Consider the following 17,544-nt stretch of genomic DNA (forward strand, 5'->3'; position numbering starts at 1 on the left):
CTGCCATCCGACGACCGTCGATCAGCCGTCCGGTCCTCCGAGCCATCCACCGCCCTTGCTACCGGGCCCACCCGAGCCCGATGGCGAGGGACTGGTGCTGGGACCCGGTCCTCCGCTGCTGTCGCCGTCTCCGGAACCGCCGTTGCCGGAACCGCCCGGATCACCGCCTTCGGAGCCACCCGGTTCACCGCAGTCCAGTCCCCACGGGTCACACGATTCACTCGCCGAAGGAGACGGCGAAGGCGAAGGCTTCGGGGTCTTCGACGGGGACGGGCTCTCGACGGGCTTCTCGGACTCCGACTCGGTCGGTTCCGGCTGCGGGGTCGGCGCCGGACTCTCGGCGCCACCGCCCCAGACAGCCTCACCGATGGGTTCGGGCTTCGGGAACGTCAGCTTCGGCTCGCCCTTGAGCGCCTTGGTCATGTAGCGCTTCCAGATCTCCGAGGGGAAGGACGATCCGTGGACCTTCTTCTTGCCACCGGTGCCGTACATCATCTCGAAGGAACGCTCTTTGTTCTTCTCGTCCGAGTCGAGGCGGAACATGTCGATCGCAGTCGACAGCTGAGGGGTGTAGCCCACGAACCACGCCGACTTGTTGCCGTCGGTCGTACCGGTCTTGCCCGCCACCTGACGCCCCGGGAGACGGGCGTTCCTACCGGTGCCCTCCTCCTCGTCGACCACGTCCCTCAGCACGTCGGTCACCGTATGGGCGACGTTCGCGGGGAACGCTCCCGTCGGCTCGTCCTTGTGCTTGTAGATGGTGACGGACTCCTTCTTGACCTCCTGCACCGAGTACGGATCGCGCTGCTGGCCGTTGGCCGCGAAGGTTCCGTACGCGCCCGCCATCCGGATGGCGCTCGGGGTGGAGATGCCGATGGAGAACGACGGCACGTTGGACTTGTCCAGAGAGGTCTCCAGCAGACCGGCCTTGACCGCGGAATCCCGCACCTGGGGGATGCCGATGTCCATGCCGAGCTGGACGAAGGGAGAGTTCGCGGAGACGACCATCGACTCACGGAGATTGAGGTCCTCGTAGGACTTGTCCCGGTCGTTGACCTGCAACCACTCCTTGCCCTCCTCGTTCCGCCAGATCGATCCGTCGTAGCGCTTGATCTTCAGCTTGTTCTTGCCGCTGTAGACGCTCTTGTCGGGGTCGACGATCTTGCGCTCTTCCAGCGACTGGTTCTCGCTGAGCTCGGGATCGCGAACCCCGTCGGTCATCGCAGATGCGAGTACGAAGGGCTTGAACGTCGATCCGACCTGGGCGCCGGTCTCATTGGCGTTGTTGATGAAGTGCTTGGTGGCGTCCTCACCACCGTAAATCGCCACGATCTTCCCGGTGGCGGGCTCCACCGAAGCGCCGCCGAACTGCACGAAGGTGTCCGTGTCCGGGCGCTTCTTGGGGTCGATGTTCTCGTCATAGACGTCCTTGACCGTCTTGGCGAGCTTGTTGACCTTGTCCTGGTTGAAGGTCGTGCGGATCTCGTACCCGCCCTGGGCGAGCTCGTCGGCCGTCGGCTTGCCGCCGTTCTTGCTGAGGAAGCTGGCCTTGGCGAGGTCGACCAGATAGCCGACCTGTCCGCTGAGGTTGGCGGCCTTCTTGACGGACTCGGGCATGGGATAGCCCTTTTGGAGGTACTTATCACGATCGGCGGAGTCAAGGTGATCGTCCTTGACCATCTCGCCGAGGATCCACTTCCACCGTTTGGTGGCCCGCTTCAGGTTCTTCTCCCGGGTGGCCGCGGGGTCGATGTCGATGGCCCCGGCCGGGTCGTAGTACGTCGGGCCCTTGAGCAGCGCCGTGAGCACCGCACTCTGGCTGGCGTCGAGGTCCTTGGCGTCCTTGTCGTAGTACGTACGGGCGGCGGCCTGGATGCCGTAGGCGCCGCGTCCGTAGTACGACGTGTTCAGATAGCCGGCCATGATGTCCTGCTTGTCCACCTCGTTATCGATCTTCATCGAGATGAACAGTTCTTTGAACTTCCGGCTCAGGGTCTGCGACTGGTCCCGGAGCCGGTTGTTCTTCACGTACTGCTGGGTGATGGTGGAGCCGCCCTGGGTCTGGCCGCCCTTGGCCATGTTCACCAGGGCTCGACCGATGCCCATCGGGTCGATGCCCTCGTCCTCCCAGAACGTCTTGTTCTCCGCGGAGATCACCGCGTTCTGCATGTGCAGGGGGATCTGCTCGAAGGAGATGTTCTGCCGGTTGATCTCGCCGCCGGTGGCGGCCATCTGAGAACCGTCGTCCCAGAGGTAGACGTTGTTCTGTGCGGTCGCGCCCTTGTCCGGGTCGGGGATGCCCACCAGCGCGTAGCCGATTCCGCCCGCGACCATCATGAGACCGATGACGCCCAGGCTGACGCCGGTGGCGAGCTTCCAGGACGGCGCCCAACGGCGCCAGCCGTCCTTGCCACCCCGCGGGTAGTCGATGAACCGCCTCTTGCCGGGGTCGCCGCCGTGGCCTGACCCCCGAGCACCGCCGCCGCCTCCACCACCACGTCGACCGCCACGGCCACCCGCAGCCCCACCAGCGCCACCGTCGACCCGCCGACGGCCGGAGCCGCGCTGCTGGGCGGCACGACGGGCTTCGGCCCGGCTGGTGTATGTGCGGTCATCCCCCTGAGGCGTGGGCTCCGCGGGGGAACCGGGGGGAGAGTCCTGCCCGTAAGGGGCGGAAGGTGGCTCCGTAGTGCTACGCCGTGGCGGTGCTGCGCGACGGCCGGATGGCTGCTGGGCGGCGCGCCTGGCAGCCGCCCGCCCGCCACCCTGCGGTTGTGGCGGTTTGCGACGGTGCTCGCTCATCGAACGACTACTCCTCGGGCAGGCGAGACGCCTGGAAGCGGCAGTTGTGTTCCGGGCCCCCGGAATGGATACGGACCAGACCAGACAAAGGTCTCATCCTCTGAGCACCCACGGCATTGACGTCTGCAGGCATCCCATGGTTCCCGGTGGTCGGCATCCGCACAGACTACGCACGGTCAAAGCTCCTCTAGCACTGAAGTTCATCCCAAAACAGGCAAGTTGCTCAACATCATTTGGGGATGTGACGCCGTTCACCATGAGCCCCCTTGTCGCACGCCAGACCTCGTCATATCGTGCTGATGTATCGACTCGATACATCAGCACGACATAAGCAGCCGGGCGAACGAAGGCGAGGATGATGAGCAGACGCTCCGGCATCCTTGAGTTCGCCGTGCTCGGCTTGCTCCGCGAGGCCCCGATGCACGGGTATGAGCTGCGCAAACGGCTCAACACCTCACTGGGAATCTTCCGGGCCTTCAGTTACGGGACCCTCTACCCCTGCCTCAAGACGCTGGTCGCCAACGGCTGGTTGATCGAGGAACCGGGAAGCGCTCTAGAGGACGCCCTGGCCGCTTCACTCTCAGGGCGCCGCGCCAAGATCGTCTACCGGTTGACGGCGGAAGGTAAAGACCACTTCGAGGAACTGCTCTCCCACACCGGCCCGGACAGCTGGGAGGACGAGCACTTCGCGGCTCGCTTCGCCTTCTTCGGGCAGACGGAGCGCGAGGTGCGGATGCGCGTGCTGGAAGGTAGGCGCAGCCGGCTGGAGGAACGGCTGGAGAAGATGCGCGCCTCCCTGGCACGAACCCGCGAGCGTCTCGACGACTACACCCTTGAGCTCCAGCGGCACGGCATGGAGTCCGTGGAACGCGAAGTGCGCTGGTTGAACGAGCTCATCGAGAGCGAGCGGGCGGGACGGGACCAACGGCGGCCCTCCTTGGACAGCTCGCCTCAACACGACAACACAACTGGGTCGGCGGACGGCCTGCCTCGGCTCGGGAGCTCCGAGTCCACCGAGGGCATGCCCTCAGGACCGGACACCCCTCCGAATCCGTCCAACGACACCGTCAACTGAGACCCCGCGGTCCGCAGGGTCTCATCCGGAATACCGAGAACAAACAGGGAGCAACCGGAATGGGTTCGGTTCGCGTAGCCATCGTCGGCGTGGGCAACTGCGCCGCCTCATTGGTGCAGGGCGTCGAGTTCTACAAGGACGCCGACCCGGCCGGCAAGGTGCCGGGTCTGATGCACGTCCAGTTCGGTGACTACCACGTCAAGGACGTCGAGTTCGTCGCCGCCTTCGACGTGGACGCCAAGAAGGTCGGCCTCGACCTGGCGGACGCCATCGGCGCCAGCGAGAACAACACCATCAAGATCTGCGATGTGCCGAACAGTGGCGTCACCGTGCAGCGTGGGCACACCTTGGACGGTCTGGGCAAGTACTACCGCCAGACCATCGAAGAGTCCGACGCGGCCCCGGTCGATGTTGTCCAGATCCTCAAGGACAAGCAGGTCGACGTTCTGGTCTGTTACCTGCCCGTCGGTTCCGAGGCTGCGGCGAAGTTCTACGCCCAGTGCGCCCTCGACGCCAAGGTCGGCTTCGTCAACGCTCTCCCGGTCTTCATCGCCGGCACCAAGGAGTGGGCGGACAAGTTCACCGAGGCGGGCGTCCCGATCGTCGGTGACGACATCAAGTCCCAGGTCGGTGCCACCATCACCCACCGGGTGATGGCGAAGCTCTTCGAGGACCGGGGTGTCATCCTGGACCGCACGATGCAGCTGAACGTCGGCGGCAACATGGACTTCAAGAACATGTTGGAGCGGGAGCGTCTGGAGTCGAAGAAAATCTCCAAGACGCAGGCCGTCACCTCGCAGATCCGCGACCGCGAGTTGGGCGAGGACAATGTCCACATCGGCCCGTCGGACTATGTGGCCTGGCTGGACGACCGCAAGTGGGCGTACGTCCGCCTTGAGGGCCGTGCCTTCGGTGACGTTCCGCTGAACCTTGAGTACAAGCTTGAGGTCTGGGACTCCCCGAACTCCGCCGGTGTCATCATCGACGCCGTGCGGGCTGCGAAGATCGCCAAGGACCGCGGTATCGGCGGCCCGATCCTCTCCGCCTCCTCGTACTTCATGAAGTCGCCGCCCGTGCAGTACTTCGATGACGAGGCCCGTGACAACGTCGAGAAGTTCATCGCGGGTGAGGTCGAGCGCTAGACGCTCCTCGTCACTCAGCATCGCTCAGAGCCCGGCCGCTCCATGGCACGGGATCCCGGTGTCGCCGATCAGTCGACACCTTTTGAATGCGGCGAAGTTCGCTGAGCGTTCTCCATTGAGCTGAACGACCGTGAAGGGTCCCCGGGTCATCCACTCGGGGACCCTTCGCATGTGTGACCCTTGATCGCATGTCTGCCGTACGTGATCTGCGCGTACTCCTCCGCCTGACCAACTTCCGTCGTCTGCTTGCCGTGCGACTGCTCTCCCAATCGGCCGACGGTGTCTATCAGGTTGCCCTCGCTACATACGTGGTCTTCTCCCCGGAGAAGCAGACCTCTCCGGCGGCCATTGCCTCGGCGATGGCCGTACTCCTGCTGCCCTACTCCCTCGTCGGGCCGTTCGCTGGAGTACTCCTCGACCGCTGGCGGCGGCGGCAGATCTTTCTCTACGGCAATCTCCTGCGAGCGCTCCTCGCAGGAGTGACCGCCGTGCTGATCCTTGCGTCGGTGCCCGACTGGATCTTTTTTGCGTCCGCCTTGTCCGTCACTGCGGTCAATCGCTTTGTTCTGGCCGGGCTCTCCGCGGCGCTTCCGCGGGTGGTCGATCAGGAGCGTCTGGTGACGGCCAACGCACTTTCACCGACTGCGGGCACTTTGGCGGCCACGGCAGGTGGCGGACTGGCGTTCGCTGTCCGACTGATCTCGGAAGACTCCGATGCTGCTGTGGTGACACTAGGGGCGGTGCTCTACCTCTGCTCCGCACTGGCCTCGCTCCGTATGGACAAACAGCTCCTCGGCCCAGATCCAGAGCAGATCCAACCCCGCCTGGGCGCCGCCCTCGCCTCGACGGCGCGGGGACTCAGGGCGGGGCTGCGCCATCTCGTGGAACGTCCCGCAGCCGCCCGAGTGCTGACCGCGATGACCTTGATGCGCTTCAACTACGGGGCACTGACCGTCATGGTCCTGATGCTCTGCCGCTATGCCTGGTACGAGAACGAGCAGGACGGCCTTGCCCTCCTGGGGGTCGCCGTAGGCATCTCCGGAGCCGGATTCTTCGCGGCGGCAGTACTGACACCCTGGGCAGTTCACCGACTCGGCCGCGTGGGCTGGATGGCCATCTGCTCGGGAGCGGCGGCCTTGCTCGTCCCTGCGTTGGGGCTCTCCTTCACTCCGGGCCCCACGCTGGCCGCTGCGTTCATCCTGGGATTCATCACTCAAGGCTCAAAGATCACCACCGATACGGTCGTTCAGACCTCGGTGGATGACGCCTATCGAGGGCGCGTCTTCTCCCTCTATGACGTGCTGTTCAACGTCGCCTTCGTAGGGGCGGCCGGAGTGGCCGCACTCATACTGCCCCCGGACGGGCGATCGCTACAGCTTCTCGTACTGGTCGCACTGATCTATGGGGCAACCGCCATCACCCTGGCCCGGTGGAATCGAGTGGACACGCGATCCGCATGACAGGGACGCCGTGGATCGCCAAGCACTCGGGGCGATGTTTCACGTGAAACATCGCCCTGCCGAAAGTGAGCCCAAGGGTGGGGCTTGGTGTTTCACGTGAAACATCAAGCCCCACCCCCACTACTCCTGACTTGCCCACCAGTCCTTCAGTGCGGCGACGGCTGCCTCTTGATCCATTGGGCCGTTCTCCAAGCGCAACTCCAGCAGGAAGCTGTAGGCGCGCCCGATCACCGGCCCGGGCCCCACGCCGAGGATCTCCTGGATCTGGTTGCCGTTGAGGTCGGGCCTGATGGAGTCGAGCTCTTCTTGCTCCTGTAGCTGAGCGATCCGCTCTTCAAGCCCGTCATATGTGCGGGACAGGGCGCTCGCCTTGCGCTTGTTGCGGGTGGTGCAGTCCGAGCGGGTGAGTTTGTGCAGTCGGGCCAGCTGAGGCCCAGCGTCACGGACATACCGACGCACTGCGGAATCCGTCCACTCGCCGGCACCGTATCCATGGAATCGCAGATGCAGTTCCACCAACCGCGAGACGTCCCTGACCATCTCATTGGAGTACTTCAGAGCGGTCATCCGCTTCTTGGTCATCTTGGCGCCCACCACCTCGTGATGATGGAAAGACACCCGCCCGTCCTCTTCGAAGCGTCGAGTCCGCGGCTTACCGATGTCATGCAGAAGGGCAGCCAGCCTGAGCACCAGATCAGGCCCATCCTCCTCAAGATCAATGGCTTGTTCCAGCACGGTCAGGGAGTGCTCGTACACGTCCTTGTGCCGGTGGTGCTCATCGCTCTCCAGTCGCAGCGCAGGCAACTCGGGCAGCATTCGGTCGGCCAAACCAGAATCGACGAGGAGCGCTAGCCCCTTGCGTGGATGCGCGGAGAGAACCAACTTGTTGAGTTCATCCCGAACCCGCTCCGCCGAGACGATCTCCAGACGGTCGGACATGTCCTTCATCGCGGAAACGACGTCCGGGGCCACCTCAAAGTCCAATTGAGCCGCGAACCGTGCGGCCCTCATCATCCTCAGCGGATCATCCGAGAAGGAATCCTCCGGCGTACCCGGGGTCCTCAGCACTCGGACCGCAAGATCTTCCAAACCGCCGTGAGGGTCGATGAACTCCTTCTCCGGCAGGGCAACGGCCATCGCATTCACCGTGAAGTCACGGCGGATGAGGTCCTCTTCGATGGATTCACCGTAGGAGACCTCAGGCTTGCGCGAAGTCCTGTCGTACGCCTCGGACCGATAGGTCGTGACCTCGATCTGATAGCCGTCCTTCTGAGCGCCGACGGTCCCGAAGGCGATGCCCACGTCCCATACCGAATCAGCCCAGGGGCGGATGATCTTCAGTACGTCCTCGGGGCGGGCGTCCGTCGTAAAGTCAAGATCGTTACCGAGCCTACCGAGTAGCGCGTCCCGGACCGAGCCTCCCACGAGGGCAAGACTGAATCCCGCATCCCGAAAGAGGCGGGCAAGATCGTCGGCGACGGGGGCTACACGCAGTAGTTGAGTCACCGCGCGGTGTTGCACCTGATTCAGCGCGGTGGAGATGTCTTCGTTGGCGTTCGGCACAACAGAAGAGGGTACGTGGCCCCGGCGACGGAAGCGCCCGTCTTTACTTGCGCCCCACGATGCCCGCCTGGCCACACAGACAACAGGAGCAAGATCCCAGCTCGCGGAAAGAGCACATTCGGCTAACCGTTGCGATCTTGTAAAACACTCCGCGGCACTTCAGCACAGCGTGCCTCGTTACCATGCGTGGACGCGATATGCGACAGCGACCAATGGCGACAGACAACAGGGACGGACGTGCGCGTGGCCGAGGCGGCAGACTTCCAAGGGGCGCTCCCTTCCCCTGCCCGCCGACGACTGGGTCGTGCAGCCTCCCTGGTGGCCGGCCTCCCCTTGGTGGCAGGTCTCCTCGGCGGGCCGGGAGCCTCCCTTGCCCATGCCGACGAAGCGCCTTCGGGCTCGCGCACGGTCGCGGTGTCCCTCTCCTCCTTCACACCGGCCGCACCGGTTGAGGACGACACCCTCACGATCTCCGGCACGGTGTTGAACCAGGGCAAACAGACCGTGACCGATGTCGAACTTGAGCTGTACGTCGGATCCCAGTTGCAGGGCAGGACGGCCATTGATCGAGCTGCCAAACGGACCGGCTACACCCCGGGTGTCGATGGGCGCCCCATCAACGACAAGTACACCCTGAAGCTCCCCGAACTCGTCGCCGGCATCAGCAGGGACTTCTCCCTCTCCGTCCCGGTGGAAGAACTGGACCTGGGGGACGGAGGGGTCTACCAACTGGGCGTCGCGCTTCAGGGCAGGACTCCGGCAGAGCCCATCGACCAGGTGCTGGGCATGGAGCGGACCTTTCTGCCGTGGCAACCCGACACCCTGGACAAGCGGACCCAGCTCACCTACCTCTGGCCTCTGATCTCCTCGACCCACCTCACGTCAGAGACGGAGACGGGCTCGGACGAACGCCAGACACCGGTCTTCGCTGATGAGTCCCTGGCCAAGGAACTGGCGCCCGAAGGTCGGCTGGGCCAGATGGTCGCCCTGGGCAAAGGGCTTCCGGTCACCTGGGTGGTGGATCCCGACCTCCTGGCCACCGTGGACGCGATGACGGGAAACTACCGGGTCAAGAGCGGGGACCGTACGGTCGCGGGGCGGAACCAGGCGGTCGCCAACCAATGGCTGACTTCTGTCGAAGCAGCCGTCGAGGGCCGCAAGGTGGTCGCGCTACCCTTCGCCGATCCAGATCTCGCCTCTTTGGCACACCGCGGCAAGCATGTGTCCGGTTCCCTCAGTCACCTTCAGCAAGCCACGGACGTCGCCGCCAAGACGGTGGAAACGATCATTCATGAGAAGCCGTCCACTGACTTCGCCTGGCCTGTCGACGGTGCCGTGGACTCGTCGATCGTCGATGTGGCGACCTCGGCGGGCGCCAGCAAGGTGATCGCGCGCAGCGACAGCCTGCGCGACAACCTGGAGTACACCGCGACGGCCGCCCGGCCGATCGGCGGTGGAACGACCGCCGTGGTCAGTGACGTCCGGCTCTCGAAGGCTTTCCAGGGCCCCATGCTGAACAGCGGGGATTCGACGCTCGCCATTCAGCAGTTCCTCGCCCAGACCTTGGCAGTGACACTTCAGGACCCGGGCAACCCCCGCAGCATCGTCGTGGCCCCCCAGCGCATGCCGAGCGCTTCCCAGGCCCAGTCCATGGCCCGCGCGCTCACGGCCCTGGACGCGCAGCGCTGGACCCGTCCGCTGGACCTGGTGTCTGCCGCGGCGGTCGAGCCCGATGCGGGGGCGACGACCACGGTCGCGCCTTCGTCCCGGTACCCCAAGAGCCTGCGGAAGCAGGAGCTGCCCGTGCGGGCGTTCCAGGACATCCGGGCCACGCAGAACGCCCTCGATAAGTTCACGGTCATCCTGACGCAGATGGACCGGGTGGAGACGCCGTTCGGGCGGGCCATCGACCGTGAGATGTCCACGTCGTGGCGTGGGAACCCGGTCGGGGCCCAGTCGTACCGGGACGGCGTACAGAAGAACCTCCAGTCCCTCACTGAGGAAGTGGAGCTGATCGACAAGTCGCAGATCACCCTTTCCGGACGGAGTGCGACGATCCCGGTCACGGTGCAGAACCGGCTGGTGCAGGGCGTCGACAATCTGGTTCTCCGGCTCAGCTCGGACAATGCAGCGCGACTGAGCCTCGGCGAGGACAAGGGCACCGCTGAACAGCCGGTCACCGTGCAGGGCGGACACAGCCAGTCGGTGAAGTTCGACGCCCTGGCGAATGCCAACGGCCAGGTCCGCATGACCGCCCAGCTCTATACACAGGACAACAAGCCATACGGCGAGAAGATGCAGTTCACGGTGAAGGTCTCGGAGATCACTCCCACCGTGATGCTCGTCATCGCCGGTGGGGTGCTGCTGCTGGTCCTCGCCGGTGTGCGGATGTACACGCAGCGCAAGCGGGCGGCTCTGCTGGACCCTGCCGCCGCTGAGGCGACGTCCGACGAGGACGACGCCGAGACGCCACGGCCCGTGAACGAGAACGAGAACGAGGCAGCAGCAGGAGAAGGGGAAGGGGCCACCGAGCGCCCTGAGGGCGACATCCGCGAGCCCGATCCCGGGCAGGCGAGTGACCCGACACCGGACACCGAACCGGAAAGCGGCAACGCATCGGGCCCGGGTGAGAAAGTGGACCGTTGAGCGATGTCGTGGCCGGCCGGCCGGGGACGATGAGGTGGGGTAGCAATGAACGCGCCGTACGACGGTGACCGCGGTCAGGGCGCGGGCGTGGGCCCAGACGGTCAGGTTCCGCCGCAGCCTGAACCTGACCCCGGCGCACAGCACCCGGCCCCTCAAGAGGGCTATGGACACGAGGGGTACGGACCTGCGGGCTATGGCCAGGAGGGATTCGGCCAGGAGCACTACGCGCAGGATCCCTATACGCAGGACGCCTATGCCCAGGACCCCTACCGGACCCATGATCTGTCCGCCCAGGATCCGGTCGCCGAGGCCCTCTACGACCGGGCTGCCCACCCACCGCCCCCTCCTGGCACCTACCAGCAGCCGCAGCCGCTGTACCAGCAGCCGCCTGTTGCGCAGTACGCACCCGATCCCCGGGTCTGGGCCCAGACCCCGCCGCCCGAGCCCGAAGGCCCTTCCCGGCATCTGCCCTACGGCGACGACGCGAGGACCACTCAGTTCACCGGTGTCGACGAGTTGGTCACCCGGGCGGGCGATCGGGAGCCGGAGCCGGACGCCTTCGCCCATCTCTTCCGGGACCAGCAGGCATCTCCCCAGCAGATCCCGGCACCAGCGGCAGAACCACTGCCTGCGCCACCGCCGCAGAAGCCGGCCAACAAGACCGCAGGGCTGTTGAAGTCCAGCGCCATCATGGCTGCGGGCACCATCGTCTCGCGGCTGACCGGCTTCCTCCGGACCTTGGTCATGGCAGCGGCCATCGGCGTGGGAACGCTCAACGACTCCTACCAGGTCGCCAACGTCCTCCCGACCATGATCTACGTCCTGGTCGGCGGTGGCGCCCTCAACGCGGTCTTCATCCCCCAGCTCGTGCGGGCCATGAAGAACGACGACGACGGCGGAGAGGCGTACGCCAACCGGCTGCTGACCCTCGTCATCGTCCTGCTCGCGGGTGTCACCACGCTCGGCGTTCTCGCGGCACCGATCCTGATCCAGATCATGTCGGAAGAGATCGCGTCCAACCCCCAGCAGATGGAGGTGGCGGTCACCTTCGCCCGCTACTGCCTGCCGACCCTGTTCTTCATGGGCGTGCACGTGGTGCTTGGGCAGATCCTCAACGCACGCGGTCGATTCGGCGCGATGATGTGGACCCCGGTCCTGAACAACATCGTGATCATCGCTACCTTCGGTGCCTTCATCTGGGCGTTCGGCAGCTTCACCGAGACCGGAGTGGACAGCTCGACCATCACTCCCGAAGGTGTCCGACTGCTCGGCATCGGCACCCTGCTCGGACTGGTCGTTCAGGCGCTGGCAATGATCCCGTACCTGCGCGAAGCCGGTTTCAAGATGAAGCTGCGCTTCGACTGGAAGGGGCAGGGCCTGGGCAAGGCCGCCGGCCTCGCCAAGTGGACCTTCTTCTTCGTGCTGGCGAACCAGCTCGGCATGATCGTCGTGACCCAGCTGGCCACCTGGGCCGGAGGCACGGCCGAGAGGGAAGAGGGCGTCACGGGCGCCGGCATCACCGCCTACAACTACGCCCTGCTCCTGTGGCAAATGCCGCAGGCGATCATCACCGTATCGGTCATGACGGCCGTCCTCCCGAGGATCTCCCGCTCCGCCAGCGATGGCGACTCGGCGGCCGTACGCGACGACATCTCCCACGGCCTACGAACCTCTGCCGTCGCCATCGTGCCCTGTGCCTTCGCCTTCCTCGCGCTCGGTGTACCGATGACCAGCCTGCTGTACGCCGGATCGGGGGAGGAAGGTGCCCGAAACATCGGCTTCATCCTGATGGCATTCGGTCTCGGGCTGATCCCGTACTCGGTGCAGTACGTCGTACTCCGTGGCTTCTACGCCTACGAAGACACCAGGACGCCCTTCTACAACACGGTGATCGTGGCCTTCGTCAACGCGCTGGCCTCCGCGATCAGCTTTGTCGTACTGCCAGCCCGCTGGGCGGTCGTCGGCATGGCGGCCTCGTACGGGCTCGCCTACATGGTCGGCGTCGGTGTCGCCTGGTCCAGGCTGAACAAGCGCCTGGGCGGAGATCTCGACGGTCCGCACGTACTGCGGACCTACGCCCGGCTCTGCTTGGCCTCTCTTCCCGCCGCAGCCCTGGGCGGGGCAGCCGCGTACGCCATCCTCAAGACCCTCGGTGGCGGAGCCGTAGGTTCCCTTGCCGCACTGGTGGCGGGTGGAATCGTGCTCCTGGCCGTGTTCTTCCTGGCGGCGAAGCGGATGCGCATCGAGGAGCTGAACTCCATGGTCGGAATGGTTCGCGGGCGTCTCGGCCGCTAGTCGACTGCAATACCGCACAACCATCGCTGTCCGCTGTGTGTCGTGCATAGCGGCGGACTGTGGGCACAATTGGCATGGCTGTTTGTTCATGCGCAACGGATGGGGAGGCAGGAACGACGGTGGCGGAACGTAGCACGGCTGCCGTCGACGTGGCCGACAACAGCGGAGACGAACCGCTGACCGCGCAGGCGGACAAGGCCACGACCGACGGGGCGGCCCAGACGGAGAACACGGCGGAAGGCGAAACGCCGGAGACGGGCCCTGAGCGGCAGAGGGCCGAGCCTTCGATCGCCCCGCCCGAGCTGCACAGCGGCCACAAGCTCGCCAGACGCTACCGCCTGGAGGAGTGCGTCACCCGTCTGGACGGTTTCAGCAGCTGGCGTGCCGTGGACGAGAAGCTGCGCCGTGCTGTCGGGGTCCATCTCCTCCCCGCCGACCACCCACGAGCCCGCTCGGTCCTGGCTGCGGCGCGCTCCGCGGCCCTCCTCGGAGATCCGCGATTCGTCCAGGTGCTGGATGCGGTCGAGGAGAACGACCTCGTCTATGTGGTCCATGAGTGGCTGCCGGACGCCACAGAGCTCACGGCGGTGCTGGCGCTCGGCCCCATGGAGCCGCATGACGCCTACCACCTCGTGGATCAGCTCTCCCAGGCCATGACCGCCGCGCACCGCGAAGGGCTGGCGCATCTCAGGCTCACGCCGGGGGCCGTACTGCGGACCTCGTCCGGCCAGTACCGCATCCGTGGGCTGGCGGTGAATGCTGCGCTACGGGGCATCACCACCGACCGTCCCCAGCGGGCCGACACCGAGGCGATCGGCGCCCTTCTCTACGCCGCCCTGACCCATCGCTGGCCCTACGAGAGCAATGCGTACGGCCTCTCCGGGCTTCCCAAGGGCATCGGACTCCTCCCACCCGACCAGGTCAGGGCCGGTGTCCATCGAGGACTCTCCGAACTCGCCATGCGGGCACTGGTCAACGAGGGTGCAACGGCTTCCCGACAGGAGCCCCCTTGCACCACCCCGGAAGAACTGGCCAAGGCAGTCGCGTCGATGCCACGGATCCGCCCTCCAGAACCGGCCTTCGCCTCGCCACCCGACTACCAGCGGACCACCTACCAACAGGGCGTCTACGGGCGTCCTCCTCGCCCCGGCGTCATGACCACGCAGGCGATCCCCACTCCTCCCGCACCGCTCGAAAGTCGTACGGGCAAGGTGCTGAAATGGGGAGTGGCCGCCCTGCTGATCGCCGCTCTGGGACTTGGTAGCTGGCAGGTCGCCGACAGGTTGATCGACCACGGCAAGGAACGAGTCGACCCGGGCACCACCCAGTCAGAGACCGGAAACAAGAACGAAGGCGCCAATCCCCTTCCCGAGACCGGAAAGCCGATCACCATCGAGTCGGCGCGAGACTTCGACCCCTTCGGCCAGGACAGGTCGGAGAAGCCTGCGGGGATACAGAAGAGCTTCGACGGAGACCGCAGCACCTACTGGAACACGGACGGCTACCGCGGCAAGTCCGACTTCGGCGGACTGAAGGCCGGTGTCGGCCTCATTCTGGACCTCGGCAAGGTGCAGCCGATCGGCACTGTCGATGTGTCCTTCCTCGGAGGGACCACCTCCGTGGAACTGCGGGCCGCGTCCGAATCGGCCGGATCGGAGCCCGACACGTTCGAGGAATACGCCAAGGTCGCCGAGGGGTCCGGAACCAATGTCTCCCTTAAGCCTGGCAAGCCATTGAAGTCGCGGTACGTTCTGGTCTGGCTGACCAATCTTCCGTCAACCGGCGAGGGCGATTTCCGAGGCAAGGTCTCAGAAATCAAGATCACCACCTGACGGCACCAGGGGAGGGGCTGCACCGTTGGACGACGCGATACCTCGCGACACCAGCGACCAAGACCTGTTGGCCAGCCATGTCGCGGGGGACCCACACGCCTTTGGTGAGCTGGTGCGTCGGCATCGTGACAGGCTCTGGGCCGTCGCCCTACGGACCCTGGGGGATCGCGAAGAGGCGGCCGACGCCGTCCAGGACGCTCTTGTCTCCGCCTTCCGGGCAGCTCACACCTTTCGGGGTCAGTCCGCCGTGACCACATGGCTTCATCGCATCACGGTGAACGCTTGTCTGGATCGTGCGCGTAAGGCAGCGACCCGCAAAACGTCTCCCATCGATGACGCACAGCGCCTGGAGCAGCTACTGGAACCGCATGAATCGGCGGAAGCGCCGGCTGAGCGCCAGGACCTCAACCGAGAACTCCTGGCGGCACTGGCCAAGCTTCCCCCGGATCAGCGAGCCGCACTCGTCCTCGTCGATATGCAGGGATACCCGGTGGCGGAGGCCGCTCTCGTCCTCGATGTGCCGGTAGGAACGGTCAAGAGCAGATGCGCCCGAGGCCGGGCCAGACTGCTGCCCATGCTCACCCATCTGCGCGCTGATGCTGGGGATAGCCGTGGGCCCAGCGGGGGAAGGAACCGGACGCCGGGGGATTCCGTCCCATCGGCATCGGGACCACGAGACACAGAGCCAAACGGCTCGGCTGCTGCGAAGGGCGGAGGTGGGCGCGCGTGACATCCACGGCCGATATGACTCAGCACCCGGACGTCTCGGAGATCTCCGATCTCACCGAAGGGTTGCTCTCCCCTGCCCAGAGCAGCGATCTCCGACAGCATCTGGACGACTGCGCGCTGTGTGCAGATGTCCATGCCTCCCTGGAAGAGATCCGGGGCATGCTCGGCACGCTTCCCGGAACGCCGCGCATGCCGGCAGACATCGCCGAGCGCATTGACGCAGCCCTCGCCGCCGAAGCGCTACTCGATTCCACAGCTCCCGAACGCACGACGCATGTTTCACGTGAAACAACGCTTGTCTCGTCAGAGCAGGAGACCCACCCCGCAGCGGAGCGCCCTTCAGGTCATGCACGCGGCACCACTGGTCCCGGGCGCACTCGGACGAAGCGGCGGCGACGCACAGCCACCCTGGGCGCCGTCTTCACCATCGCCGCCATCAGCATGAGCGTGCTTCTCCTTCAAATGGTTCGATCCACCGATGACGGCGCCTCGGAGAAACGCTCCACCAGCGCTGGCGTAGCCGACCTCGGTTCGCCTGATGACTTCGCGGGCCCAGCGCTGGAGAGCACCGTGCAGTCGCTCGTCGGGGGCAACGCCTCCGCCAGGCGGTCCGTGCCGGAGAACAGCAATGGCGTCCGCACCCATGAAGCACCGTCTTCGCCACAGGCCCTGAAGGGCGCCGCGGCACCGACCTGTATCCAGCAAGGAACAGGACGCCTCGACTCTCCGATTGCCGTGGAGCAGGGAACGTACGAAGGCGGCAACGCCTATCTGATGGTCTTCCCCCACTCCTCTGACACGGGGCTCGTTCAGGCGTATGTCGTCGATGCCGTCTGTGTGAACAGCTCACCGCCGGCCGCTGGAAAGCTGCTCTTGGAAGAGACCTACTCTCGTCGCTGACGCATTGGTTCGCGCTGTATGCCGTCCCGGGAATGCGAGCCCCTTAGTATCCGTTGGGTGGGGTGAGGAGTCATTGACCCGGCACCCCGGCAGCAGCGCAGCCTTCAGAGACGAGGAAGAACCCGTGAGCGACGTCCGTAACGTGATCATCATTGGCTCCGGGCCAGCCGGGTACACGGCGGCGCTCTACACCGCACGGGCTTCGCTGAACCCGTTGGTGTTCGAAGGTGCCGTCACGGCCGGCGGCGCACTGATGAACACCACCGATGTGGAGAACTTCCCGGGCTTCCGTGACGGCATCATGGGCCCGGACCTTATGGACAACATGCGCGCCCAGGCGGAGCGCTTCGGTGCCGAGCTCGTTCCGGACGATGTGGTCTCCGTGGACCTCACCGGTGACATCAAGACCGTCACCGACACTGCGGGCACCGTGCACCGCGCCAAGGCCGTGATCGTGACCACCGGCTCCCAGCACCGCAAGCTCGGTCTGCCCAATGAAGATGCGCTCTCCGGGCGAGGCGTCTCCTGGTGCGCCACCTGTGATGGGTTCTTCTTCAAGGACCAGAACATCGCGGTGATCGGTGGTGGCGACACTGCGATGGAGGAAGCGACCTTCCTCTCCCGCTTCGCAAAGTCGGTGACGATCGTCCACCGTCGCGACACGCTGCGGGCTTCGAAGGCCATGCAGGACCGAGCCTTCGCCGACCCCAAGATTTCGTTCGCCTGGGACAGTGAGGTTGCCGAGATCCATGGCGACCAGAAGCTCACCGGACTGACCCTGCGCAACACCAAGTCGGGCGAGACATCCGAGCTGGCGGCCACTGGTCTCTTTATCGCCGTCGGTCACGACCCTCGGACGGAGCTCTTCAAGGGGCAGCTCGACCTCGATGACGAGGGCTACCTGAAGGTCGCTGCCCCTTCGACCCGCACCAACCTCACCGGTGTCTTCGCCGCGGGCGATGTCGTCGACCACACCTACCGTCAGGCCATCACTGCCGCTGGTACTGGCTGCTCCGCAGCTCTGGACGCCGAGCGGTTCCTCGCGGCCCTCGCCGATGGCGAGAAGGTCGCCGAGCCCGAGAAGACCCCTGCGGTCTGAT

11 protein-coding genes are annotated in these 17,544 nt (G+C 65.5%); 9 read left to right on the forward strand and 2 right to left on the reverse strand.

Features of this window, described 5'->3' with window-relative positions; translation table 11 throughout:
• Positions 1-21: 21 nt before the first annotated feature.
• The gene (locus OID54_RS19050) at positions 22-2,802 is read right to left on the reverse strand and encodes a transglycosylase domain-containing protein (protein WP_329021218.1); all 2,781 of its coding nucleotides are present in this window, start codon (positions 2,800-2,802) and stop codon (positions 22-24) included.
• Positions 2,803-3,160: 358 nt separating this feature from the next.
• On the opposite strand from OID54_RS19050, the gene OID54_RS19055 reads away from it, so the two are divergent.
• From OID54_RS19055 to OID54_RS19065, 3 genes are all read left to right on the forward strand, one after another.
• Positions 3,161-3,877, forward strand: a complete 717-nt coding sequence (locus tag OID54_RS19055) for a PadR family transcriptional regulator (RefSeq protein WP_329021219.1) — start codon at positions 3,161-3,163, stop codon at positions 3,875-3,877.
• 59 nt (positions 3,878-3,936) lie between these two features.
• On the forward strand, positions 3,937-5,019 hold the full coding sequence (locus OID54_RS19060) for an inositol-3-phosphate synthase (protein WP_329021221.1): 1,083 nt from the start codon (positions 3,937-3,939) through the stop codon (positions 5,017-5,019).
• A 188-nt stretch (positions 5,020-5,207) separates the two neighbouring features.
• Positions 5,208-6,479: an MFS transporter gene (locus OID54_RS19065; protein WP_329021222.1), complete on the forward strand. Its 1,272-nt coding sequence runs from the start codon at positions 5,208-5,210 to the stop codon at positions 6,477-6,479.
• Positions 6,480-6,599: 120 nt separating this feature from the next.
• Here OID54_RS19065 and OID54_RS19070 read toward each other — a convergent pair whose 3' ends face one another.
• Positions 6,600-8,042, reverse strand: a complete 1,443-nt coding sequence (locus OID54_RS19070) for a CCA tRNA nucleotidyltransferase (protein ID WP_329021224.1) — start codon at positions 8,040-8,042, stop codon at positions 6,600-6,602.
• A gap of 243 nt (positions 8,043-8,285) precedes the next feature.
• Between OID54_RS19070 and OID54_RS19075 the strand changes: the two genes are divergently transcribed.
• The 6 genes from OID54_RS19075 to trxB all read left to right on the forward strand — a co-directional run bounded on the left by OID54_RS19075 (position 8,286) and on the right by trxB (position 17,543).
• Positions 8,286-10,688 (forward strand): DUF6049 family protein, encoded by a 2,403-nt coding sequence (locus tag OID54_RS19075; protein WP_329021225.1) that lies wholly within the window; start codon positions 8,286-8,288, stop codon positions 10,686-10,688.
• Between the two features lie 45 nt (positions 10,689-10,733).
• Positions 10,734-12,983: a murein biosynthesis integral membrane protein MurJ gene (murJ, locus tag OID54_RS19080; RefSeq protein WP_329021226.1), complete on the forward strand. Its 2,250-nt coding sequence runs from the start codon at positions 10,734-10,736 to the stop codon at positions 12,981-12,983.
• 119 nt (positions 12,984-13,102) lie between these two features.
• Complete coding sequence (locus OID54_RS19085) at positions 13,103-14,815, forward strand: protein kinase family protein (RefSeq protein WP_329021227.1); 1,713 nt, start codon at positions 13,103-13,105, stop codon at positions 14,813-14,815.
• Positions 14,816-14,840: 25 nt separating this feature from the next.
• Positions 14,841-15,545, forward strand: coding sequence for an RNA polymerase sigma factor SigM (sigM, locus tag OID54_RS19090; RefSeq protein ID WP_329021228.1), 705 nt, complete (start codon positions 14,841-14,843; stop codon positions 15,543-15,545).
• Positions 15,542-16,444 carry an anti-sigma factor family protein gene (locus OID54_RS19095; RefSeq protein WP_329021229.1) on the forward strand — a complete coding sequence of 301 codons (903 nt, stop codon included), beginning with the start codon at positions 15,542-15,544 and terminating at the stop codon, positions 16,442-16,444. Before sigM ends, OID54_RS19095 begins: the two co-directional genes overlap by 4 nt.
• Before the next feature lie 124 nt (positions 16,445-16,568).
• Positions 16,569-17,543 carry a thioredoxin-disulfide reductase gene (gene trxB, locus OID54_RS19100; RefSeq protein WP_329021230.1) on the forward strand — a complete coding sequence of 325 codons (975 nt, stop codon included), beginning with the start codon at positions 16,569-16,571 and terminating at the stop codon, positions 17,541-17,543.
• Position 17,544: the final 1 nt, after the last annotated feature.

This window comes from Streptomyces sp. NBC_00690 (assembly GCF_036226685.1).
Taxonomy (GTDB): Bacteria; Actinomycetota; Actinomycetes; order Streptomycetales; family Streptomycetaceae; genus Streptomyces.

Coding starts and splice junctions, on each gene's coding strand:
- OID54_RS19050 (WP_329021218.1), bottom strand. CDS start 2,802: ATGAGCGAGCACCGTCGCAAACCGCCACAACCGCAGGGTGGCGGGCGG.
- OID54_RS19055 (WP_329021219.1), top strand. CDS start 3,161: ATGAGCAGACGCTCCGGCATCCTTGAGTTCGCCGTGCTCGGCTTGCTC.
- OID54_RS19060 (WP_329021221.1), top strand. CDS start 3,937: ATGGGTTCGGTTCGCGTAGCCATCGTCGGCGTGGGCAACTGCGCCGCC.
- OID54_RS19065 (WP_329021222.1), top strand. CDS start 5,208: ATGTCTGCCGTACGTGATCTGCGCGTACTCCTCCGCCTGACCAACTTC.
- murJ (WP_329021226.1), top strand. CDS start 10,734: ATGAACGCGCCGTACGACGGTGACCGCGGTCAGGGCGCGGGCGTGGGC.